The 24151-nt window shown below is 64.9% G+C and carries 18 protein-coding genes; 13 read left to right on the forward strand and 5 right to left on the reverse strand.

The window, feature by feature from the left end:
* The first annotated feature begins 110 nt into the window (after positions 1 to 110).
* The 10 genes from hexR to BTW08_RS05575 all read left to right on the forward strand — a co-directional run bounded on the left by hexR (position 111) and on the right by BTW08_RS05575 (position 13761).
* Complete coding sequence (gene hexR / locus BTW08_RS05530) at positions 111 to 968, forward strand: transcriptional regulator HexR (RefSeq protein WP_075561520.1); 858 nt, start codon at positions 111 to 113, stop codon at positions 966 to 968.
* 194 nt (positions 969 to 1162) lie between these two features.
* A complete protein-coding gene (gene imuA, locus BTW08_RS05535) occupies positions 1163 to 1774 on the forward strand; it encodes a translesion DNA synthesis-associated protein ImuA (protein ID WP_075561521.1) in 612 nt (203 codons plus the stop codon).
* Complete coding sequence (locus BTW08_RS05540) at positions 1728 to 3314, forward strand: DNA polymerase Y family protein (protein WP_139313582.1); 1587 nt, start codon at positions 1728 to 1730, stop codon at positions 3312 to 3314. Before imuA ends, BTW08_RS05540 begins: the two co-directional genes overlap by 47 nt.
* Positions 3311 to 6637: an error-prone DNA polymerase gene (locus tag BTW08_RS05545; protein WP_083627697.1), complete on the forward strand. Its 3327-nt coding sequence runs from the start codon at positions 3311 to 3313 to the stop codon at positions 6635 to 6637. The genes BTW08_RS05540 and BTW08_RS05545 overlap by 4 nt, the downstream gene beginning before the upstream one ends.
* A 215-nt stretch (positions 6638 to 6852) precedes the next feature.
* Entirely contained in the window at positions 6853 to 7584 is a 732-nt protein-coding gene (locus BTW08_RS05550) for a DUF1043 family protein (protein WP_075561523.1), read from the forward strand.
* Between the two features lie 80 nt (positions 7585 to 7664).
* The gene (gene uvrD, locus BTW08_RS05555; protein ID WP_075561524.1) at positions 7665 to 9905 is read left to right on the forward strand and encodes a DNA helicase II; all 2241 of its coding nucleotides are present in this window, start codon (positions 7665 to 7667) and stop codon (positions 9903 to 9905) included.
* Positions 9906 to 10051: 146 nt separating this feature from the next.
* Positions 10052 to 10777, forward strand: a complete 726-nt coding sequence (gene phoU, locus BTW08_RS05560) for a phosphate signaling complex protein PhoU (protein WP_075561525.1) — start codon at positions 10052 to 10054, stop codon at positions 10775 to 10777.
* Between the two features lie 105 nt (positions 10778 to 10882).
* The gene (cysZ, locus tag BTW08_RS05565; protein ID WP_075561526.1) at positions 10883 to 11611 is read left to right on the forward strand and encodes a sulfate transporter CysZ; all 729 of its coding nucleotides are present in this window, start codon (positions 10883 to 10885) and stop codon (positions 11609 to 11611) included.
* Between the two features lie 289 nt (positions 11612 to 11900).
* Complete coding sequence (locus BTW08_RS05570; protein ID WP_075561527.1) at positions 11901 to 12512, forward strand: superoxide dismutase; 612 nt, start codon at positions 11901 to 11903, stop codon at positions 12510 to 12512.
* Between the two features lie 280 nt (positions 12513 to 12792).
* Positions 12793 to 13761 (forward strand): siderophore-interacting protein, encoded by a 969-nt coding sequence (locus BTW08_RS05575; RefSeq protein ID WP_075561528.1) that lies wholly within the window; start codon positions 12793 to 12795, stop codon positions 13759 to 13761.
* A gap of 9 nt (positions 13762 to 13770) precedes the next feature.
* On the opposite strand, the gene BTW08_RS05580 is transcribed toward BTW08_RS05575, so the two are convergent.
* The 5 genes from BTW08_RS05580 to ubiA all read right to left on the reverse strand — a co-directional run bounded on the left by BTW08_RS05580 (position 13771) and on the right by ubiA (position 19875).
* Positions 13771 to 14649: a M23 family metallopeptidase gene (locus BTW08_RS05580; RefSeq protein ID WP_210403195.1), complete on the reverse strand. Its 879-nt coding sequence runs from the start codon at positions 14647 to 14649 to the stop codon at positions 13771 to 13773.
* Positions 14650 to 14785: 136 nt separating this feature from the next.
* Entirely contained in the window at positions 14786 to 16510 is a 1725-nt protein-coding gene (locus BTW08_RS05585; RefSeq protein WP_075561529.1) for a methyl-accepting chemotaxis protein, read from the reverse strand.
* Positions 16511 to 16688: 178 nt separating this feature from the next.
* On the reverse strand, positions 16689 to 18041 hold the full coding sequence (gene phoR, locus BTW08_RS05590) for a phosphate regulon sensor histidine kinase PhoR (protein ID WP_075561530.1): 1353 nt from the start codon (positions 18039 to 18041) through the stop codon (positions 16689 to 16691).
* Between the two features lie 8 nt (positions 18042 to 18049).
* The gene (phoB, locus tag BTW08_RS05595; RefSeq protein WP_075561531.1) at positions 18050 to 18739 is read right to left on the reverse strand and encodes a phosphate regulon transcriptional regulator PhoB; all 690 of its coding nucleotides are present in this window, start codon (positions 18737 to 18739) and stop codon (positions 18050 to 18052) included.
* Positions 18740 to 18894: 155 nt separating this feature from the next.
* Positions 18895 to 19875 carry a 4-hydroxybenzoate octaprenyltransferase gene (ubiA, locus tag BTW08_RS05600; protein ID WP_083627699.1) on the reverse strand — a complete coding sequence of 327 codons (981 nt, stop codon included), beginning with the start codon at positions 19873 to 19875 and terminating at the stop codon, positions 18895 to 18897.
* A gap of 121 nt (positions 19876 to 19996) precedes the next feature.
* Between ubiA and BTW08_RS05605 the strand changes: the two genes are divergently transcribed.
* From BTW08_RS05605 to BTW08_RS05615, 3 genes are all read left to right on the forward strand, one after another.
* Positions 19997 to 20953 carry a LysR family transcriptional regulator gene (locus tag BTW08_RS05605; RefSeq protein ID WP_075561532.1) on the forward strand — a complete coding sequence of 319 codons (957 nt, stop codon included), beginning with the start codon at positions 19997 to 19999 and terminating at the stop codon, positions 20951 to 20953.
* Positions 20954 to 21189: 236 nt separating this feature from the next.
* Positions 21190 to 22713, forward strand: a complete 1524-nt coding sequence (locus BTW08_RS05610; RefSeq protein WP_075561533.1) for an amino acid permease — start codon at positions 21190 to 21192, stop codon at positions 22711 to 22713.
* Between the two features lie 31 nt (positions 22714 to 22744).
* Positions 22745 to 24124 carry a glutamine synthetase family protein gene (locus BTW08_RS05615; RefSeq protein ID WP_075561534.1) on the forward strand — a complete coding sequence of 460 codons (1380 nt, stop codon included), beginning with the start codon at positions 22745 to 22747 and terminating at the stop codon, positions 24122 to 24124.
* The last annotated feature ends 27 nt before the right edge of the window (positions 24125 to 24151 follow it).

A 24151-nucleotide genomic window follows, 5' to 3' on the forward strand; every position in this document is an offset into this window, starting at 1 on the left:
CGTTTGTCCCATGTGTCGCCGTTGCAACGAGTCGGGCATACTGAACATGGAAACTTACATCGAAACCCGAAGAGGCAAGTCCGCCTGATGTCGCCACCCGAGAGCCAGCCATGAGCCGTTCGCTGTTCGATGAATTGCGCGTGCACATGGATCGCCTGCGCCGCTCCGAGCAGAAGGTGGCGCGCTTCGTGCTGCGCAACCCCGAAGAGGTGATCCTGATGCGGATCACTGATCTGGCCAGCGAGGCGCAGGTCAGCGAGCCGACGGTGGTGCGTTTCTGTCGTGCCATGGGCATGGCCGGGTTCCAGGAGTTCAAGCTCAAGCTGGCGCAGATGATGGCCAAGGGCAGCCAATACGCCCAGTTCACCATGAACGACGGCGACAGCGTGGCCGAGTTCTCCCACGGTATCTTCGACAGCACCATCGAGACGCTCGAGCAGGTCCGCGATCATCTGGACAACGAGGCGCTGGGCCGCGCGATCGCGGCGCTGGCGGTGGCCAATCGGGTCGAGTTCTACGGTTACGGCGCCTCGGGGATCGTCGCCGCCGATGCCCAGCACAAGTTCTTCCGGCTGCAGATCCAGACCTCGGCCTACTCCGATCCGCATTTGCAGGCGATGTCCGCCGCGACCCTGAAAGCAGGCGACGTGGTGGTGGCGATCTCCCAGACCGGCCGCACCCGGGCGCTGATCGCCAGCGCCAGGACGGCGGTCAAGGCAGGGGCGACCGTGATCGGCCTGTGCCCCAGCGATTCGCCGCTGGCCCGCGAGGTGACGCTGACACTGCCGGTCGACGTGCAGGAAGACACCGAAGTCTACATTCCCATGACCTCGCGTATTGCCCATCTGCTGACCATCGACGTGCTCGCCGTCGGCGTGGCCAAGAATCGTGGCCCGCAGATCAGCGATCAGCTCAAGGCGATCAAACGCAGCCTGGGGTCGCTGAGGGTCTCCAACAACGTGTCGTGACGGCTTCGTGACCGGAAAACGTCGCCTTCGGGCGGCGTTTTTTGTGTCTCGATAACTGTATGTATAGACAGTAATCGTGTTCTGAGTGACACTGTCGGCAACGTTTCAACCGTCTCGGCCACCCTTATGTCGTCACTCGCTTCTCGCCGTTTCCGATGGATATTGCTGCCGCTGCCCGGTACGGGGGCCGGCTGATGAGCAGCCTGGAATCCCTGCTCGACAGCCGTCAGGTCTGGCGTGCCCAGGCGGGCGGCGTCAGCGACGGTGGCGATGCGATTGCCAGCGGGCACGCCGAGCTCGACGCGCTATTGCCGGGTGGCGGCTGGCCGTCGGCCGCCATCAGCGAGCTGCTGTCGTCGGGGGCCGGCAACGGTGAGCTCGCCCTGCTGTGGCCGCTGCTTTCGCGGATGACCCGCGAGGGCCGGCCGGTGGTGCTGGTATCGCCACCGGGCGTGCCGTATCCGGCGGCGTGGCGGCAGGCGGGCGTGGCGCTCGAACAGTGTCACTGGCTGGACGTGCAGGGGCGCGAGGCGCTATGGGCGACGGAGCAGTGTCTTCGTGCCGGCTGTTGCGCAGTCGTAGTCGCCTGGCTGCCGCAGGCCGATAGTCGTCTCATGCGCCGGCTGCAGGTGGCGGCGACGAGCGGGAATACGCTGGCGTTCGTTCACCGGCCGCTGGCGAAAGTGGCCGAAGCCTCCCCGGCGCCGCTGCGAATACGACTGCACCGGCATGCCGAGCTGGAGATCCTCAAGTGTCGCGGTGGCTTTGCCCCTGCGCGGCGAATCGCCTTCGGCGCCGGAGCGTGACGCCATGCGCTGGGTCTGCCTGCTGTTTCCGCGCCTGGCCCTGGAGGGTGCGCTGCGCCGCCGTCCCGATCCCGAGGCGCCGTTCGCGCTGATCGACGGGCCGGTACAGCGTCAATGCATTCGCGCTGCCAATCGCGCCGCGCGTGAGCAGGGCGTCAAGCCCGGCCAGGCGCTGGGCTTTGCCGAAGCGCTCTTCAATGCACCCGAACATGTGCAGGTTAATGCGCCGCTTTCCAAGGCGCCCGGACACGCGCACTTCAACGCGCCCGATGCCTCGCCAGATAGGGGTTCTCGATCCGGTTCGAGTCAGCGGCTCGAGACGGCACTCTTCGATGTCGACTCGGTGGAGCGCTGGCGCCGACGGCTGGCGACCTGGGCCTACGGTTTCAGCGCTCAGGTCAGCCTTCACTACCCGCATGCGCTGGTGTTCGAAGTCGCCAGCAGTCTCGATCTGCTGGGCCCGTGGCCGCGTCTGGAGGCGCGACTGCGGGCGGAACTCACCGCACTCGGTTTTTCGCATCGGCTGGTGATCGCCCCCAACCCGGCGGCGGCGCGAGTCCTGGTCAATGTCCACGACGGGCTGGCGGTGGACGACACCGGGCTGGAGTCGGCGCTGGCAACGCTGCGTCTCGACCGCGCCGGGCTGGCGAGCATCGATGCCGATCGTGACATCCTGCAGACCCTGAATCGCAGCGGTTTCCAGCGGCTGGGAGAGCTGTTCGCCCTGCCGCGCAACGCCCTGGCCCGACGTTTCGGTGGCGGTCTGATGCGCCACCTGGCCGAACTGCGCGGGGAGTGGCCACTGGCGCTCGATTACCACCGCCCGACGCCGCGGTTTTCCCGCACTTTCGAATTCGACCAGCCGGTACATGCCATCGCCGGTCTGGCCTTTCCACTCAAGCGGCTGTTGCAGGAGCTGGGCGTGTTTCTGATGGGTCAGGATGCGGGGGTCGAGCGGTTCCGGCTGACGTTCGAGCTGGAAGATGGCCCGCCGCAGACCGTCGAGATCGGTCTGTTGGCGGTACAGCGCGACCCCGACACGTTGCTCGAGCTGACCCGCGCCCATCTGGAGCGCGTGCGTCTCGCCGGCCCGGTGACGACCTTGACGCTTTTCGCGCCTCAACTGGCGGCCTATGCGCCGATTCGGCGCGAACTGCTGGAGGGGCCGGCACGTCAGGCCCAGGCCTGGGCGGCGCTGCATCAGCGGCTGGTGGCGCGGCTGGGGGCGCCGGTGCTCAAGACGCTGGTCGAACATCGCGAGCATCGCCCGGAAAAGGCGGTGCTGAACGGCGCCGGGCCACGGGCGCGTGACGCCAGTGCCGGCCCGCCGCGCCCCGGCTGGCTGGCCAGCGTGCCGCAGCGCTGCGATGGCGACGTGGTGCAGCTGCTGGCGGGGCCGGAGCGGATCGAAAGCGGCTGGTGGGACGGCGACGACATCCGCCGCGACTACTACCTGGCCCAGTGGGCCGACGGCCGTCAGGCCTGGGTCTGGTGCGAGCCGGAGCGGCAGGGCTGGTACCTGCACGGCTGGTTCGGATGAACGATGGCTTTTCACTGCGGCCCGACACTGCCGCCTCATCGCGGCCTGACATTGCCGCCTTATCGCGGCCCGATGCTGCCGCTTCGGACGCCCGACAAAGCCTGGGCGCGGCACCGGGCGCGGCACCGGACGCCTGTAGAATCGGCGCGGGTGCGGGCACCTGTAGAATCGGCGCGGATGCGGGCGCCTTTAAAGACCCCTACGCCGAGCTGCACTGCCTTTCCGCCTTCAGCTTCCAGCGCGGGGCCTCGACCGCGGAGGAGCTATTCGAGCGCGCCGCGCGGCTCGGCTATCGGGCGCTGGCGATCACCGACGAGGCCACGCTGGCGGGGATCGTGCGCGGCTGGCAGGCGTCGCGGGAGCACGGTGTCGCGCTGATCGTCGGCGCCGAATTTCGTACCCAGTGCGGTATTAAGCTGGTGCTGCTGGTGGAGAGCCAGCGCGGCTACGAAGCGCTCTGCGGGTTGATCACTCGCGTCCGCGGTCGCGCGCCCAAGGGCGAGTATCGGCTGCTCGCCGGGGATCTCGACGAGCTCGACGGCGGCGAGGGTCTGTTCGCGCTGTGGATCCCCGGCGCCGTGCCGGACCCTGCCATCGGCCAGCGGCTGGCACGCGCCTTTCCCGATCGGCTGTGGTTGGCGGTGGAGCTCCACTATGGTTTCGACAATGGCTGCGACAACGCCGCGCGTCTGGCCCAGCTGCAGGCCCTGGCCGAAACGCTAGGCATACCGGCGCTGGCGGCGGGAGACGTTCACATGCACGCCCGCGGCCGGCGGGCGCTGCAGGATTGCCTCACCGCGATCCGCCACCATCAGAGCGTTTTCGAGGCCGGCGATACCCTGTTTGCCAACGGCGAGCGCCATTTGCGCAGCCGCGATGCGCTATCCGCGATCTATCCCGCCGAGCTGATGGCCGAGAGCGCGGCGCTGGCGGCACGCTGTCATTTCGATCTCGGCGAGCTTCGCTACACCTATCCTCACGAAGTGGTGCCGGACGGCAAGACGCCGGCCGAATGGTTGCGCGAGCTGACGGCCCGGGGCTGCGCGCGACGCTGGCCGGCAGGTGTGCCGGAGAAGGTCGCCCGGCAGATCGACTACGAACTCACACTGATCGAGGAGCTCGGCTACGAGCACTACTTCCTCACCGTTCACGACATCGTCGACTTCGCGCGGCGCCAGCAGATTCTGTGCCAGGGGCGCGGCTCGGCAGCCAACTCGGCGGTCTGTTACGCGTTGGGGATCACGTCCATCGATCCCTCGCAGACATCGCTGCTGTTCGAGCGCTTTATCTCCCGCGAGCGCGACGAGCCGCCGGATATCGATGTCGATTTCGAACACGAACGCCGCGAAGAGGTGATCCAGTACGTCTTTCGCCGCTACGGCCGTCATCGCGCAGCGTTGACCGCCGTGGTCAGCCATTACCACGCTGCCGGGGCGATCCGCGATATCGGCCGGGCGCTGGGCTTCGCGCCGGAGCGCATCGATCAGTTGGCCCGCTGCGCCGGACGCTGGACGGACGTCATTCCTGACGAGTCGCGACTCAGAGAGCAGGGCTTCGAGCCGCAAGAGCCGATGCTCAAACGCCTGCTGGTGCTGGCCGGCACGCTGGTCGGCTTTCCGCGCCATCTCTCTCAGCACCCGGGCGGGTTTGTGATTTCGGAGGCGTCGCTGCAGACGCTGGTGCCGGTGGAGAACGCCGCCATGCCCGAGCGCACCGTGATTCAGTGGGACAAGGACGATCTCGATCTGATCGGCCTGCTCAAGGTCGACGTACTGTCGCTGGGCATGTTGACGGTGCTGCGGCGCAGTTTCGATTTGCTCAAGCGGCATAGAAGACTCGATTACGGGCTGGCGGATCTGCCACCTGACGACCCCGAGACCTACGCCATGATCCAGCGCGCCGACACGATAGGCGTGTTCCAGATCGAATCCCGCGCACAGATGGCGATGCTGCCGCGGCTCAAGCCGGCCAAGTTCTACGATCTGGTGATCGAAGTGGCGATCGTGCGCCCCGGGCCGATCCAGGGCGACATGGTTCATCCCTATCTCAAGCGGCGTAACGGCGAGGAACCGGTGACCTATCCTTCCGAGGCGGTCAAGGCGGTGTTCGAGCGCACGCTGGGCGTCCCGCTGTTTCAGGAGCAGGTAATGGCCCTGGCGATCGAAGCGGCCGGCTACAGTCCCGGCGAGGCCGATCAGTTGCGCCGTTCGATGGCCGCCTGGAAGCGCCATGGCGGACTCGAGCCCCATCGCCAGCGCATCGTCGAGGGCATGCTGGAGCGCGGCTACGAACTGAGCTTCGCCGAGCGCATCTTCGAGCAGATCAAGGGTTTCGGCAGCTACGGTTTTCCCGAATCCCACGCCGCTAGTTTTGCCCTGTTGACCTACGCCAGCTGCTGGCTCAAATGTCACGAACAGGCGATCTTCGCCTGCGCCCTGATCAACAGCTGGCCGATGGGCTTTTATTCGCCGGATCAGGTGCTGCAGGATGCCCGCCGCCATGGCGTCGAGGTTCGCCCGGTCGACATTCGCGAGAGTCAGTGGGAAAGCACGCTGGAGGACGCCCCCCAAAGCACGGGCCGGCTGGCGATCCGGCTGGGCCTGCACATGATCAAGGGCCTGGCCGAGAGCGACGGCGAGCGGCTGTTGGCGGCGCGCGACACGCCCGGCTGCGACAGCGTCGAGCGTCTGGCGGCACGGTCTGGAATCAAACGGACGGTGCTCTCGCGGCTCGCCGATGCCGGAGCGCTGGAAGGGCTCGCGGGGGATCGTCATCGGGCGCGCTGGGCCACGGCCGGTATCGAGGATTCGCTGCCGCTGTTCGCCCAGGCTGACGTTGAGATCGTCACCGACGCTGAAGAGGAGGCACTGGTGTTGCCGGCCATCGAAGTGGGTGAAGCGATCAAGGCGGATTACGCCACGCTCGGCACCACGCTGGGACCGCATCCGATGTCGCTGCTGCGCCAGCGCTGCCACACGAACGGTATTCGGGGGCTGGGGGGCGTGGTGGATTCGAAACGCCTGGCCGATCTGCCGAGCGATATCGGCGTGGCGATTGCCGGACTGGTGGTCGGGCGACAGCGTCCCGGCTCTGCCAAGGGGGTGACTTTCCTCACCCTCGAGGACGAATTCGGCATGGTCAATGTCGTGGTCTGGCCGCATCTGGCCGTGCGCTACCGTCGTATCCTGCTGGAATCACGCATGCTGCGGGTGAACGGCAAGCTGGAGAGTCAGGAAGGCGTGCGTCATGTCATCGCCAAGCGTCTGACCGACCTTACCGGCCTGCTGGAAGGATTGAGCACGCGTAGTCGGGACTTTCATTGAAACAGGTTTCTCCGTCATGGCTCTGTTGTGGTGGCGGCGAGTGAGCACGGCGGCGTGGACTGGCAAAACGGCCGGATCCTGTGGTTAGGTAAGGAACCATTGTGCTACGCAACCGGTCTTCACTGTCATGCTTACGGCGGCGTAGCCACACAGCGACGAGTTTTTCTTTCAGGCACACGACTTTTTCTTTCAAACACAAAAGAGGCGACGGATTTATGGAGAGCATTGGCGTAGGACCCTGGATTGCCATTGCGGTGGCCGTCGGTGCCATTGGCGTGCTGGTCGGCTACTGGCTGGGCACCAGGATGGGCGGCCACAACACCGAACCGATGCGCGAGCTCAACCGCGAGCACAAGGTCTACAAGGAAGACGTTCGCGAGCACTTCGAACAGGTCTCCGCGACCATGACCCGTATGGTCGAGGACTATCGCGAGATGTATCACCACGTTGCCAAGGGCGCCGAGAAGCTTGCCGACATGCATCACGAGACGGTGATCGAGCCGCCGCCCAAGCCCGAAGCGATCACTCAGGATCTGCACGAGCCGGAGGCCTCTTCCGGGGTGTCTGATAAGCCATCCGACAAGCCGTCTGACCAGCCGTCTGACAAACCATCCAGCACCGAGAAGCCGTCTGCCGGCTCCGAGCATCGCGCGTCGCCGGGCATCTCGACTTCGCCGGGTGTCTCGACTTCGCCGGGCATCTCGACATCGCCGGGCATCTCGACCTCGCCGAGTGCTGCCGCGTCATCGGGTATCTCGACTTCGCCAAGCGCTTCCGCGACGCCGGGCGTCTCCAGCGCCGGTCCGAACGCCGGAAACGCCAGCGAACCGAACACGGCGTCGTCGGCTGCCTCCAGAACCTCCTCGGAGCGCCCGCAGGATGCGGCGATTCGCGCCGCTGCCGAGGATGCCGCCACCCAGCGTGGGCCGTCTTCGGATAAGCGCTAAGCGCCCCGGCGGGGCTTGCCGGCTATGTTAAGCTGGCGCGCTCTTTTCCATTCCCATCAGCAGGCCCCGCACGGTACCCAATGGATGATGTCTCGGCACTAATCGACTCCCTCAACGCCAATCAGCGCGAGGCCGTCGCCGCGCCGCCCGGTAATATGCTGGTGCTGGCCGGTGCCGGCTCGGGCAAGACCCGGGTGCTGGTGCATCGTATCGCCTGGCTGATGCAGGCCGAAGGCGTCTCTCCCTACGCCATTCTGGCGGTGACCTTCACCAACAAGGCGGCCCGCGAGATGCGCACGCGTCTCGAGGCGCTGCAGGGCGCGTCGCTGCGCAACATGTGGGTCGGCACCTTCCACTCCATCGCCCATCGCCTGCTGCGCACGCATTGGCACGACGCGCGGCTGCCCCAGCATTTCCAGATCATCGACAGCGACGATCAGCTGCGACTGGTCAAACGTCTGCTGCGCGACCACAACGTCGACGACGAGCGTTATCCACCCAAGCAGGTGCAGTATTTCATCAGCGGCTGCAAGGAAGAGGGGCTGCGCCCTCAGCAGGTGTCGACCCACGGCGACCCTTACATGGCCAAGATGGTCGAGCTCTACGAGCTCTATCAGCTGACCTGCGAGCGGGGCGGACTGGTCGATTTCGGCGAGCTGCTGCTGCGCAGCCTGGAACTGCTGCGGGATACGCCGGCCCTGCTCAAGCACTATCGCGAGCGTTTCGGACATATCCTGGTCGACGAGTTCCAGGACACCAACACCCTGCAGTACGCCTGGTTGAAATTGCTGGCCGGCGCTGATGGCAATGGCGGGAGCGACGACGATCGCGCGGCGATGATCGTGGTCGGCGACGACGATCAGTCGATCTACGGCTGGCGCGGGGCCAAGGTCGAGAACATTCGCCGCTTCGAGAGCGAGTTCGCCAACACCCGGACCGTGCGCCTGGAGCAGAACTATCGCTCCACCAGCGTGATTCTGGATGCCGCCAACGCGCTGATCAGCCAGAACAGCGGGCGCATGGGCAAGGAGCTGTGGACCGACGGCGACACCGGCGACAAGATTTCGGTCTACGCCGGTTTCAACGATCTCGACGAGGCGCGCTTCATCGTCGATACCATCGGCGAGCAGTCGCGTAACGGTTTCTCTCGACGCGAGATGGCAATTCTCTATCGCTCCAACGCGCAGTCGCGGGTGATCGAGGAAGCCCTGATCCGCAGTGGCGTGCCGTATCGCATCTATGGCGGTCAGCGCTTCTACGAGCGCCTCGAGATCAAGAACGCGCTGGCCTATCTGCGGTTGCTGCTCAATCGCGAGGACGACGCCTCGCTGGAGCGGGTGATCAACGTACCGCCACGCGGTATCGGCACGCGCACGGTGGAGATCCTGCGTCATCGCGCCAGGGATACCAATGTCTCACTGTGGCAGGCGCTGCATGACAGCCTCAGCGACGGCACGCTCAAGGGGCGTGCGGGCAATGCGCTCAACGCCTTCGCCGAGCTGATCGAACGCCTCGACAACGACACCGCCGGCATGGCGCTGTACGAGATCATCGATCACGCCATTCAGATCTCCGGCCTGATCGAGCATCACCGCAGCGAGAAGGGCGAGAAAGGCCAGGCGCGGGTCGAGAACCTCGAGGAACTGGTCAATGCGGCGCGGGCGTTCTCGCAGAATGCCCAGGCCAATCCGATCGACCTGCAGGAGGTCGGCGAAGGCGCCGCGGCGCTGGAGCCGTTCCTGGCCGAGGCGGCGCTCAATGCCGGCGATCACGAAGCCGACGAGTTCGAGGACTGCGTGCAGATGATGACGCTGCACTCGGCCAAGGGGCTGGAATTCCCGGTGGTGTTCGTGGCCGGCATCGAAGAGGGGCTGTTCCCGCACAAGATGTCGCTGGAGGAGCCGGGACGCCTCGAGGAGGAGCGCCGGCTCTGCTATGTCGGCATGACCCGCGCCATGCGCAAGCTCTATCTGACCTACGCCGAGATTCGCCGTCTGCACGGTCGCGAAACGATGGCGCGGCCCTCGCGGTTTTTACGCGAAGTGCCCGAGGAGCTGCTCGAGGAAGTGCGTCTGCGCGGTCAGATCTCGCGGCCGGTGACGTCGCGGCCGAACGTGGGGCCGGCACGCCAGCAGGGCATCGAAGGCGTCGACGACCTGCCGTCGCTGTCGCTTGGCCAGCGGGTCAGCCATCCGCTGTTCGGCGAGGGCGTGATTCTCGATGCCGAGGGCGAAGGCGCGCGGGCCCGGGTTCACGTCAGCTTCGAAGGCGAGGGTGACAAGTGGCTGGTGCTGGGCTTCGCCAAGCTCACGCCGCTGTGACCACGTGCGGTTCACGTCGCCGCCGGGTCGGCCCAATGCGGATGTCGTCATCTGTTTGCAATACTGTTGTGCCAGAATGGCGAGATAGGTCGTAAAACGTTCGTCGCGCCCCTGCTTTTCTTCGCGCCTCTCATTTGGAGCCTCGCATGGATATCACCAGCGATACCCACAGTCAGCACATCTCGCAGCAGTTCAATCAGGACCTGGAAGCCATCAAGACCCAGCTGATGGCGATGGGCGGGCTGGTCGAGAAACAGCTTCAGGAAGCGCTGGCGGCCCTGCTGGACGGTGACAGCCAGCTGGCCATCCGGGTGCGCGACAATGACAGCAGCGTCAACGACATGCAGCTCAAGATCGACGAGGAGTGCGTGCGGATTCTGGCGCGGCGCCAGCCGGCTGCCTCCGACCTGCGCCTGGTCATTGCGGTCATCCGGGCCACCAACGATCTCGAACGCATGGGTGACGAAGCCAACAAGATCGCGCGCAATGCGCTTGACCTGATCGAGGCCGGACGGATTCCCCAAGGCAGCGTCGAGATTCGTCATATCAGCGAGCACGTCGGCCATATGCTGCGCGATGCGCTCACCGCCTTCGCCCGTTTCGATACCGAACTGGCGCTGAAAGTGGTTCAGGAAGATGCTTCGGTGGACAGCGAATACACCACTGCCATGCGCTCGCTGGCGACCTTCATGATGGAAGATTCGCGCTCCATCGGCGGCGTGCTGAGTGTGATGACGGTACTGCGAGCGCTGGAGCGGATCGGCGATCACGCTGACAACCTCGCCGAGCATGTCATCTATCTGGTCAAGGGCCACGATATTCGCCATACCTCGAAGAAAGAGCTCGACGCGGAAGCCCTGCGCGGTCGCTAGCGCCGCAGCAGGGGCGGCACTGGCTATCGCCGCATTGACGCGACATCGGCGGGACTGTGTTAGCGTGTCGATCACGCAACATACTGTCTGGTCGACGGATTCGGCATGATCTATCCCCTGAAAGCGATTATCGAAGGCACGCGTCTGGTTTTCGAACCCGGCCTGCGCCGCTACGTAATTGGCCCCATCGTGGTCAATCTGCTGCTTTACGGCGGCACCCTTTTCTATCTGTTCGAGAATTTCGGCGGCTGGCTGGATTACGGCATGGGTCAGATCCCCAGCTGGCTTACCTGGCTGGAGTGGCTGATCTGGCCGCTGCTGGTGGTCGCGCTGGCACTGATCGTCTTCTTCACCTTCACGCTGGTCTCCAATCTGATCGCGGCGCCGTTCTACGGTTTTCTGGCCGAGAAAGTGGAAACCCGGGTCACCGGGCGGCCGCCGAGCGACGAGCGCGGTCTGGTCAGATCCGGTGTCGATGCGCTGGGGCGTGAACTGGTCAAGCTGGGCTACATTCTGCCGCGCATGGCGTTGCTGTTCCTGCTGGGCTTCGTGCCGGGCCTGAATCTGATCACGCCGTTTCTGTGGGCGGCGTTCTCGGCCTGGATGATGGCGGTTCAGTATCTCGATTATCCGATGGACAACAACCAGGTCGGTTTCACCGACATGCGTCGCCGACTGCGCGCGCGCTGGTGGCCGACGCTGACCTATGGCGCCTGCATGTCGGTGGCGACCTGGGTGCCGGTGCTCAACCTGATTCTGCTGCCCGGCGGCGTTGCCGGTGGCGTCATGCTGTGGGATCGCTACTACCGCTCCATGGTCCCGGTCGCCCGCTGAGGACAAGCCGTCCGCGAGAGCGAGCGCGTGGCAACAAAATGCCGGGCTGGGGTTGAAAGTCGCCGTGGACAACGCCATCTACAATGAACGACATGGAGATTTGCCGAAGCCTTGATGCCAACGTTGTCGACGCTTCGGAAAATCTTTCAAAATCAAGGTGATTGATAATCTGGGCATAGCCGAACAGTGCTCGAGCTCGCTTGACACTGTGGCCCGTTGCTCACTATTTTGATTCACCCGAGAGGCGCCCGCGTTGGGCAATGCCTCCTCACGAAAGGGAGTTTAGATCATGGCTCATAGCTTACCGTCGCTACCCTATGCGTATGACGCGCTGGAACCCAAGATCGACGCAATGACGATGGAGATTCACCACTCTCGTCACCATCAGACTTACGTCAACAACCTCAACGCCGCGCTGGAAGGTACTGGCCTCGAGGACGTACCGGTCGACAAGCTGATGGCCGATATCGACAAGGTGCCGCAGGACAAGCGCCAGGCCGTCATCAACAACGGCGGTGGTCACGCCAACCACTCCCTGTTCTGGACCGTGATGTCCAAGGACGGCGGCGGCAACCCGACCGGCAAGGTCGCCGAAGCCATCGAGAGCGAGCTGGGCGGTTTTGAGGCTTTCAAGGAAGAGTTCAAGAAAGCGGCCGTCGGCCGATTCGGCAGCGGCTGGGCATGGCTTGTCGTCACGCCGGAGAAGAAGCTCAAGGTCATCAATACCCTGAACCAGGACAGCCCGCTGATGGACGGCGTGACGCCGATCCTGGGCCTGGACGTCTGGGAACACGCTTACTATCTGAAGTATCAGAACAAGCGTCCGGACTACATCGCTGCGTTCTTTGACGTCATCAACTGGGATGAAGTCAACCGCCGCTATGCCGAAGCCACCGCCTGAACTTCGGCGTTGACTGTCTCGGTATGAGATAGAGTAAGTATACGAGATGCCCTCGCCTCGGTTTCATTGCCGAAGCGGGGGCATCTTGCGTTGATTCCCACCACCGCGCCTTTTCTGATAGGCTGAGGCCGTTGGCTTCCTGCCGGCTCATTGCCCGACTCTCGTTCCCACTCTCGCCAGACGACCCGACATGACGACAAAGCGCTGCGATGCCAATTTAACGCTCACTGATGTAAATAATTTTCAATTGCGCCTGAGATCGTTTCTGGATGAGTACGACGTGGCCTATCGTAGCGACGAGCGCCAGGTGGCGATCGACCTGCCGGGGGGCGAGGCGCGCTTCTCGATCAGTCGGGTCGGCCTGCATCTCGAAGCCGAGGCGTCGACGCGGGATGGGCTGGAAACACTGCGCAGCATCATCGAACACTACGTGTCGCTGTTTGCCGGCGAGAACGCGCTGCCGCTGCACTGGCATGGCGACGTCATCGCCGCGCCCACGTTCGCCAACTTCCGCGAGATGCGGGTAACGCGAGTCGAAGACCTGAGCCCCAGTATTCGCCGGCTGACGCTGACCGGTGAGGATCTGGCGCGTTTCGATCATTCCGAAGAGTGGCACGTACGCCTGCACTTCCCGCCCGCCGGAATCGCACGCCCGCAGTGGCCGCGGCCCACCGCGCAAGGCGGCACACAGTGGCCGCCGGAGGATCAGCGCGCCGAGATTCGCTACTACACCATTCGTCGCCTGGACGTCGCCAGCGGCGAGGTCGAGATCGACTTTCTGCTGCACGAGGCGCCGGGGCCCGGCGGTGACTTCGCCCGTCGCGCCCAACCCGGCGACGTCTGTGGCATGGCCGGCCCCTATGGGCGGGGCGTCGCCGCGGCATCGCACTATCTGCTGGCCGGTGACGAAACCGCCATTCCTGCCATCGCGCGGCTTTTGGAGACGCTACCGACCAGCGCGCAGGTTGAGGCGTGGCTTGAGGTCGAATCGCCGGTGGATGAGCTGGACCTGCCCGTTTCCGATCACTGCCGCGTCAGCTGGCGTCACCGCTGCCGTGGGCACGCACCCAGCGAGCAGCTCGCCTCGGCGGTGGTCGAGTCGATGCCCGCGGCCAGGGACGATCTGTTCGTCTGGTTCGCCGGCGAAGCGGAGGTCAGCCAGCGCCTGCGCAAGCGCCTTAAACAGGAGTTCGGGCTGCAGAAGGGGCAGCACTTGGTGACGGGCTACTGGAAGAGAGAGACCGGCTGAGCCCAGCGCCTATTGAGTTCGTTCGAGTACCAGCAGCGGGTCGATCCGGGTATCGAACCAGTTCATGCCCCAGTGCAGATGAGGGCCGGTAGCGCGGCCGGTGGAACCCACCGCGCCGATCACCTCGCCCTGTTCGACACTGTCGCCGACTTTCACATCGATTCGCGACAGATGGAGAAAGTTGGAGCTGATACCGTAACCGTGATCGAGCAGCACGGTACCGCCGGTCAGATAGAGATCGTCGGCAAAGGTGATCACGCCGCTGGCCGGCGCCTTGACCGGCGTACCCTCGGCGGCGGCGATGTCCATTCCCGAGTGCGCCGAACCCGGCGTGCCATTGTAGATCCGCTGATTGCCGAAGCGCCCGCTGATCCGGCCTTTTACCGGCCAGATGAAAGGCTGGGCGAAGCCCACCCGATCGTCATTACGCGCGCGCTCGGCGCTGACGGCGGCCTGCTCGCGCTGGATACGCTGGGCGATCTCCGGTGGCGGCGAGACCGTCTTGGGTGGCACGCCGTCGATGCGCTCGATCGGCCAGTCCCGCGGGGTGACCGCCACCGATATCTGGCGACTGCGCCCGTCGGGCGTCGTGATATCGACGGTCTCGGCGCCGCTGGCATCGCGGCCCACCCCGAACACCACTGTGCCATAGCCGGTGACGCGCAGATCGTGCCCGGCCGTCGTCACCTGACTGCCCGGCGGAACGCGACCGATCACCATCGAGCCTTGCTGCACGCTATCGGGAAAGGTGATCGGGATGGTATCGATACGAGCGGTGTCGGCGCGAACGCCGGCGATGGCACACGACCACAGCAGCACAAAGGCAGTGGCGCCGACCAGGCGGCGCCAGGAGAGGAAAGCGGGGGTTGTCGGCAGGGTCGTCGGCACCGGTGAAGCTCCGTATCGCGGGATGCCGCCACCATAACCCGATCTGATGGCGGGAGAAACGGTGGCGGGAGAAACGGTGGCGGGGGAACGGTGGCGGCAACGAGCGCCTGGATCCGAGCCAGATTCTGTCCCAGACCTAGAACGATTCCCAGTTGTCGTTATCGTCTCGCGCCGGTCGGGAAGGCGATGCCGTACTCGGCGCTGGGATCGGTGCCAGCTTGGGCGTCGATGACGCCGCCGTGGCTGATGTCGTGGCTGATGTCGTGGCCGTGGCCGATGTCATGGCCGCTGTCGGCGACGAACGGTAGCGTGTCATCAGGTCGCCATACTCGACATTGGCGACCTTGAATCCGGCCAGGGCCTGCTCCAGCGTCGCCACCTGCGCGTTGAGCGTGGAGGCGGCGGCGGAAGCCTGCTGTACCAGCGAGGCGTTCTGCTGGGTCACCTGATCCATCTGCACCACGGCTTCGTTGACCTGATCGATTCCGTTGGACTGTTCGCCGGAGGCGACCGAAATCTCCTCGATCAGATCGGTCATGCGGGCCACGGACTGGACGACGCGGCGAATGGTGTCGCCTGCCGTCGCCACGATCTCGGAGCCGGCATCGATCTTGCGATTGGAGGCGTCGATCAGTTGGCGAATCTCGCGGGAGGCATCGGCGCTGCGGCTGGCCAGCGTGCGCACTTCGTTGGCGACCACGGCGAAGCCTCGGCCCTGTTCGCCGGCCCGGGCGGCCTCGACCGAGGCATTGAGCGCCAGGATATTGGTCTGGAAGGCGATCGAGTCGATCACCCCGACGATCTCGGTGACCTGGCGCGAGCTGTCGGTGATGCCCTGCATGGTCGAGACGACCTGATCCATCATCTCGCCGCCCTCCGTCGCGGTGGTGCGCGCCTCGCCGGCGAGGCCGCTGGCTTGGCGGGCGTTGTCGGCGTTCTGGCGCACGGTCTGGGTCAGTTCTTCCATGCTGGAGGCGGTCTCGCCGATGGACGCGGCCTGCTGCTCGGTCCGCGCCGCCAGATCCTGGTTGCCGTTGTGAATCTGGCCGACACCGACGGTAATGGTGGTCGAAGCGTGGCGAATATCGGTCATCGATGCGGCCAGATGAGCGCGCATCCCCTCGATGGCCGCGAGCAGGCTGCGGTCGTCGCCCGAGCGCACGTTCAGCGGCGTGGTGAGATCGCCCTGGGCGATATCCTTGACCGCATCGCGGGCCTGGCGCGGGTCGCCACCGAGATCGCCCAGCACGTTGCGGATGACCCAGCCCATGATCAGCGTGATGATCGCCCCGATGACCCCGGCGATGAGGCTCATCTTGAGTACGCCGGCCCAGAACGCCTGCTGGATGTCGCTGATGTAGACGTTGGCGGCGAGGTACCAGTCCCACTCGGGCACGTAGCGGACGTAGTTGAGGCGGGACACGTCTTCGCCGTCGGCATTGGTCGAGGTGTACTCCAAGGTACCGTCGTCGGGCGAGTCCGCCAGCGCCTTGAGTTCGCGATAGAAATAGACTCCGTTGTCGTCGCGGAAGTCGCTCATGTCGCTGCCGATCTCACGCTTGGGGTGATAGACCAGATGGATGTTGCTGTCGAAGGCATAGACATAGCTGCCGTCGAGATCCAGCGCCGATAGATTCCTGCGTGCGAAGTTCTGGGCAGCTTCGGTGGAGAACTCGCCGTTGGCCGCGCGCTCGGCATAGCGCTCGACCAGCGTCTGGGCGCTACCCACGAAGCTCTTGAGGCTGTTCACGCGTTCGGCCATCAGCGTCTCGCGCTTCTCCAGGGCCATCCAGCCCACCAGAATCAGCATGCCCAGCCACATCAGGCCGACCGTAATCCAGAGTTTCTGCCGCATCGTCATCGGGAAGGGATCCTTGTTGATCGTGAGAAGTGCGATTCATTTAGATGATTTAGAGGAATCCACTATCGGCCGATGACGATCCAGATTGAGAGGAAAGCGAGAGAAGAGTGAGAGACGAGCGAAAGACAATCGAGAGGAAAGGGAGAGGGAAGCGTGGAAAACCCGAAAAGCGGGAGCGTCAGGCCGGCGTATCGGGCGATACCGAAGTCGGGCGAGCGGGAGCTGCTGCCAGACGCGATGCAGGAAACACGCAGCGAAAGCGCGCGCCGAGTCCCGGGCGGCTGACGATCTCCAGCGTCGCCTCGTGGCGCAGCAGCACGTGCTTGACGATGGCCAGACCCAGGCCGGTGCCGCCGGTGGCAGCGCTGCGGCCCTTGTCGACGCGATAGAAACGCTCGGTGAGGCGCGGGATGTGAATGGGGTCGAAACCGTCGCCATCGTCTTCGACCTCGATGGCGGCGCCGTCGTGCCACGGCTTCCAGCGTAGCGTGATGGTGCTGCCCGCCGGCGTGTAGCGAACGGCGTTGAATACCAGATTGGAGATGGCGCTGCGGATCTCCTTGGTATTCGCCAGCAGCTGCCGAGGCTCCTCGGCTTCTATCGTCAACTGGTGACGTTCGGTGCTCAACTCGCGGGCATCGGCGGCGATGCCCGCGAGCAGCGTCGCCACGTCCAGCGTTTCGCGATCATTGTTGGGGCTGTCGATCTCGAGGCGCGACAGCAGCAGCAGATCCTCGACCAGATTCTGCATGCGCGTGGTCTGCGCCTGCATCTGGCCGAACCCTCGCTGCCAGCGTTCGGGGAGCTGGCCGGCATGGTCCGAGTAGGTCTCGAGATAGCCGGCGAGTACCGTCAGCGGCGTGCGCAATTCATGCGAGACGTTGGCCACGAAGTCACGACGCATCATCTCCAGCTGATGCAGCCGGGTCACATCGCGGGCCATCAGCAGGCGTTCGTTGTCGCCGAACAGGGTGAGATGGAACTGCAGGCTGTGATTGGCCTGAACCGGCGAGGGAATCAGCAGCGGCTCGCGGTAGTCACCCGACTCGAAATAGGCGATGAAGCGCGGATCGCGCAGGAAGTTGGTGATCGGCTGGCCGCGGTCATGGTCGGCCTGCAGGCCCAGCATGTCGCCGGCAGCGCTGTTCCACCAGTCGAGGTCGCCTCGGGAGTCGAGCATCACCACGCTGTCGCGCATCGCTTCGCAGGAGTCCTGGATTCGCCGCAGGATATCGCGCAGACGTCCCTGCAACTGGGTCTGGGCCTTCTGGTAGCTGTACAGGCGGTCGAACAGGTCGCCCCACACGCCGGTACCGGGCGGTGGCGCCTCGCGCGGGTTCTTCAGCAGCCAGATATAGAGCTTGCGCACGTGACGCAGATGCAGGAAGACGTAGAGCCCAAGCCCGGCGGCCAGCCCCCAGCCGAGTCCGGCGAGCAAATTGTGGCCCAGTTCGCCGAGCAGCAGGCCGATCGCGCCCAGTCCGAACAGCATGTAACCGAGACGCCACAGTTCGTTGATCCAGTAGCGCACTTGCTGACTTACTCCCGGGTCGAAAAACGGTAGCCGGTGCCGCGCACGGTCTGGACCAGATGCTGATGCGCTTCACCCAGCGCCTTGCGCAGCCGGCGAATATGCACGTCGACGGTGCGCTCCTCCACGTACACATTGCCGCCCCAGACCTGATCCAGCAACTGGCTGCGGGTGTAGGCGCGCTCCTGATGGGTCATGAAGAACTGCAGCAAGCGGTACTCGGTCGGGCCGATCTCCAGCGCGCCGCCATGGGAAGTGACGCGATGGCTGGAAGGATCGAGGCGCAACCCCTCGACTTCGACCGCTTCCTCGATGCCTGGCGGCGTCGCCCGGCGCAGCACGGCTTTGAGCCGGGCGACGAGCTCGCGTGGCGAAAACGGCTTGGTGATGTAGTCGTCGGCCCCGGCTTCCAGCCCCTGCACCTTGTTGTCCTCCTCGCCCTTGGCGGTGAGCAGGATAATCGGCATCTCGGCGGTGGCTTCCTCGCGTTTCAACCGGCGTGCCAGTTCGATACCGCTGGTACCGGGCATCATCCAGTCGAGCAGAATCAGGTCGGGCTTCTGGTCCAGCGCCATGGCGTGGCCGGTCTGGGCGTTGTCCGCCTCGAGCACGCGATAGTCGGCCATTTCCAGGGCGATGGCGATCATCTCGCGGATCGATGCTTCGTCGTCAACGATGAGTACGGTCTTGGAGCTCATGCGCATGCCTCGGGTGAGCCGCCGGATGACCAATGCCGCGTGATGCGATTGACACGTTGGGGATGGCTTCCGGCCGTGACAGAACGGTGACGATTACATCGTGAAAATATGACAGCGATATGACAGGGGCGCTAGTTCGGTCGGTTTCGTTTCCATCAGACCGGCGGCCACAGCGTCAGCACCAGCCCCGCGAACAGCAAAAGCCCCGACCAGAAATTGTTGAGGAAGGCGCGGAAACAGGCGTCGCGCTCGCGTTCGCGGATCAGCCACTGCTGATAGACGAAGGTCGCCGCCATCGCCGCCAGGCCCAGCCAGAAAAATCCACTCAACACCGGCTGCTCGACGCCGATCCAGGCCAGCAGTATCAGCGTCGCCAGCTGTAGCAGGCCGATGATCCGCTTGTCCCAGCGGCCGAACAGTCGCGCGGTGGACTTGATCCCGATCTTGATATCGTCGTCGCGATCGACCATTGCATACTGGGTATCGTAGGCCACGGTCCAGGCGACGTTGGCGACCAGCAACAGCCAGGCTTCCAGCGGCACGTCGCGACTGATCGCCATGAACGCCATGGGGATGCTCCACGAGAACGCCATGCCCAGTACCACCTGGGGCAGATGGGTGTAGCGCTTCATGAACGGGTAGATTGCGGCGAGCGCGACGCCGACGAAGGAGAGCAGCACGGTGGCGAGATTGGTCAGGCAGACCAGCACGAAAGCCAGCACCACGAGGCCCGCGAACAGGACCTTGGCTTCCTTCTCGCTGATGCGTCCGGTTGCCAGCGGCCGCGACTGGGTGCGCTTGACGTGGCCGTCGAGATGGCGGTCGGCGTAGTCGTTGACCACGCAGCCGGCGGCGCGCATCAGATAGACCCCGAGCACGAAGATGATCAGCGTGGCCCGATCCGGCAGGCCGTCGGCGGCCAGCCACAGCGCCCACAGCGTCGGCCACATCAAAAGCCAGGTGCCGATCGGCTTGTCCAGCCGCGTCAGGCGCAGGAAGTCGGGCAGGCGCGCCAGCCCGCGTGGGCGGGCAGCTGAACCTTCGCCGCGTGGTTGGGCGGCTGGACCAGCGCCGCGTGTCTGGGCGGCTGAATCAGCGCCGCGAGAGCGGGCGGGGTCGGAACCGGCGTGGGACATGGAGTTCTCCGAGACGACAGGCTGTCGATAGCGTGGGCCGAACCTTACACCACCCTTTTCCCGGCTTCGAGTCGTTGTATCCTCGAGGCACGATTGGCCTCCTGCAGGGAGCATGACGCGTATGCGCAGCGGCTTTGGTTTCGATCTCCGGAGCATGGAAATCTTCGTCGAGACGCTGGACCGTGGCAGTCAGAGTGCGGCGGCGGCGGCCCTGGGGCTGAAGCAGTCCTCCGTCTCCCAAAGCCTGGCGACGCTGGAAGAGGTTCTGGGCATCGCGTTGATCGAACGCCATGCGCGGCCGTTGGAACCCACCGCCGCCGGGCGTATCTTCTACGATCGCGCCCGCCGCATGCTCGACACCGCGCGGGCGACCCGGCGCGAACTCGACTCCGGCGCCTTCCGCCAGTTGCATCAGGTGCGCATGGCGCTGGTGGACTCCCTGGCCACTGCGGTGGGGCAGCCGCTGATCGCCGCGATACGTCGCCACACCAGCGATTACACTGTGACCACCGGGCTGTCTCACATGCACGGCCATGCCCTGCTCACGCGCCACGTGGACATCATCATCTCCGACGATCAGCTCGAGGACTACAACGGTCTCGAGCGCCATGCGCTGCTGGCCGAGCCCTTCGTGCTGGTGCTGCCCGGCGACTGGACGGGGCCGGTGGCCAACCTGCCGGCGCTGTCGCGACGGCTCGACTTCGCCCGCTATACCACGCAGTCGCTGATCGGCCAGAGCATCGAGCGGCATCTGCGTCTCAACCGCGTGGAGCTGCCGGCGAAGCTGCATCTCGACAACACCTTTGCCCTGCTGCGACTGGTCGACGGCGGGGCCGGCTGGACCATCACCACGCCGCTATGTCTCTATCAGGCCGGCCTCGACCGGCTGCATCTTCGCATCGAGCCGCTGCCGCTGGCGCCGCTGATTCGCAAGCTGACACTGGTGGCACGCCGCGAGGAGCTGCGCGATCTGCCGGTGCAGCTGGCAACGGAAGCGCGGCGGCTGCTACAGCGTCATTTTCTCGCCGAACTTCGTCATCACCTGCCTCAGGTCGCCGAGCAGGTGCGGATAAACTGATTCGATCGCGACAGTCCCGGGTCGTTTTTCGGTCGCTATCGATTTTTCCGATAGCGCCGCGTTGGGTGGCATTGATCGAGATTGCCTTTCCGCGCGCATCGTGATCAGACTCGAAGCGGACGCGGTCAGACGATGCCGGCGTCGCTCCGTCGCCACTCGAGGGGACTCGGGGAAGATTCGGGGCGGTTACGGCAGCGGATCGCGATGCGAGATGACTCGATCCAGTGGAGACAACAATGACAAACCACGATAAATCCGCCAGTGGCATCGCCTACAAGCAGCAGGATACCCAGTACTTCGAGAAACGCGGCCTGCGCCGTCACGCCGGGCCCTGGTCGCTGTGGGCGCTGGGGGTGGGCGCGGTGATCTCCGGGCACTATTCGGGCTGGAATCTGGGGCTCGCCTCGGGGGGCTGGGGTGGCATGGTGATCGCCACCGTGATCATCGCCATCATGTATCTGGGCCTGACCTTCTGTATCGCCGAGATGTCGCCGGCGCTGCCGCATACCGGCGCCGCCTACTCCTTCGCGCGCTCCTCGATGGGGCCCTGGGGCGGTTTCGTCACCGGACTGTGCGAGAACGTCGAGTACGTGCTCACGCCGGCGGTGATCGTCTTCTTCATCGGCGCCTATCTGGGCGGCATCTTCGAGACCGGGCCGGCGTTCCAGCCAGTGTGGTGGCTGCTGGGCTACATCGTCTTCGTGGGGCTCAACATCGTCGGGGTCGAACTCTCGTTCAAGGTGACGCTCTCCGTCACCTTGCTGGCATTGGCGGTGCTGCTGGTGTTCTGGTTCAGCGCCTTCACCCATCTCGACTTCTCGACCTGGGCGCTCAACATCGCGCCGGGCGGCGGCGAGCTCGAGGGCGGCCATGGCCCGTTCCTGCCGATGGGGATCGGCGGCGCGCTGGCGGCGATGCCCTTCGCCGTATGGCTGTTTCTGGCCATCGAGCAGCTGCCGCTGGCCGCCGAGGAGTCGGTCGACCCGCGGCGCGACATGCCGCGCGGCATCCTGCTCGGCATCACCACGCTGATCGTCTCGGCGGCGATGATCCTGTTCCTCAATCCCTCGGTGGTCGGGGTCGGCGCCTATGCTCTGGGGCAGTCCGGCGAGCCGCTGCTCGATGGCTTCAAGGCGATCTACGGCAGCGGCACGGCGAAGTTCCTGTCGCTGCTCGCGATCATCGGGCTGATCGCGAGCTTCCATACCATCATCTTCGCCCAGGGCCGGCAGATCTATTCGCTCTCCCGCGCCGGCTACTTCCCGACCTTCCTGTCGGTGACCCACGGCTCCCGCAAGACGCCGCACGTGGCGATGATCAGCGGCGCGATCATGGGCATGGTGATCATGCTGATATGCTTCTTCGCCTTCGGCATGCAGGAGGGTTCGGCGGTGATCGGCGGCACCCTGCTCAACATGGCGGTGTTCGGGGCGATGTGCTCCTACATCGCCCAGGCCGCCTCCTTCATCCTGCTGCGCAAGCACCATGCCCACATCGAGCGTCCCTATCGCAGCCCGTTCGGCAATCCGGGCGCCTGGGCGACCATCGTCATCGCGCTGGTGACGATCTACTTCCAGCTCAGCGACGGGACTTATCGCATCGGCGTGATCGGCGTCGCCGCCTGGCTGGCGGTGGGCATCCTCTATTTTGCACTGGTCGGTCGCCACCGCCTGATCCTGTCGCCGGAAGAGGAGTTCGCCATGGAGCAGCGCGACCAGCAGCGCAGCGCCGGTGGTACCGATCGCGCGGCCAAACCCTGAGCGTCATCCCCACAGTCAGCGAGGAACGGTCATGAGTCATCTGCAAGCCAGAGCAGTGAGCACCGTCGAGCAGGCGCGCAAGATCGTCGAGGCGCGAGGTCTCAGCCACGTCAAGGTGGGCATGTTCGATATGGACGGCGTCATGCGCGGCAAGTACATGCAGCGCGACAAGTTTCTCGATGCGCTCGACAAGGGGTTCTCGTTCTGCGACGTGGTGCTGGGCTGGGACAGCAAGGACGAACTCTACGACAACGTGCAGTACACCGGCTGGCACACCGGCTACCCGGACGCGGCGCTGAAGATCGTGCCGGAGAGCTGTCGCGATCTGCCGTTCGAGGGCGACATGCTGCTCTTCCTGGCGGAATTCGACGGCGCGGCCAGCGAGATCTGCCCGCGGGGCCTGCTCAAGCGCGTGCTGGCCCGGGCGGAGTCGCTGGGGTTCGAGGTGCAGGGATCGCTGGAGTACGAGTTCTTCCTGTTTCAGGAGACGCCGGAGTCGGTGCGCGAAAAGGGCTTTCGCAATCTCAAGCCGCTGACCCCGGACATGATGGGCTACTCGATGCTGCGCAGCTCCGTGCACAGCGAGATCTACCATGAGCTGCTGGCGCTGGCGGAGACCATGGATTTCCCCATCGAGGGCCTGCACACCGAAACCGGCCCCGGTGTGCTGGAAGCGGCGATCGGCGTCGACGACGCTCTGCTGGCGGGCGACAAGGGCGCGCTGTTCAAGACCTTCACCAAGGTATGGGCCCAGCGCCGCAACCTGATGGCCACGTTCATGGCCAAGTGGTCGCCGGACTATCCCGGCCAGAGCGGGCATATCCACCTTTCGCTGAACGAGCGCGACAGCGGTCACTCCGCCTTTTTCGATGCCGACAAGCCCCACGGCATGAGCGATACCCAGCGCCACTTCGTCGCCGGGCAGCAGAAGCTGATGCCGGAGTTTCTAGCCATGTTCGCGCCCACCATCAACAGCTACTCACGGCTGATTCCCGGTTTCTGGGCGCCCACCGAAGCCACCTGGGGCGTCGAGAATCGCACCTGCGCGCTGCGCGTCATCCCTGGGTCGGACAAGTCCCAGCGGGTCGAATATCGCCTCGGCAGTGCCGATGCCAACCCGTATCTGGCGCTGGCGGCGGCGATCGGCGCCGGTCTCTACGGTATCGAGCAGCGCCTCGAACCCGACGCGGCCGTCGAGGGCAACGCCTACACCCTGACCCATCCGCCCCATCAGATGCTTCCCCGGACACTTTGGGAGGCCGCCGGACGGCTGCGGCAGAGCGACGCCGCCCGGACACTGTTCGGCGACGCCTTCGTCGAGCATTTCGCCGCCACGCGGGAGTGGGAGGAGCGCCAGTTCCGGCAGCATATTACGGATTGGGAGCTGGATCGGTACTTCGAGATCATCTGAGGGGGCCTGCTGCACGGCGCCAATGCG

This window comes from Salinicola sp. MH3R3-1, from assembly GCF_001937155.1.
In the GTDB taxonomy this organism is placed as follows: domain Bacteria; phylum Pseudomonadota; class Gammaproteobacteria; order Pseudomonadales; family Halomonadaceae; genus Salinicola; species Salinicola halophyticus.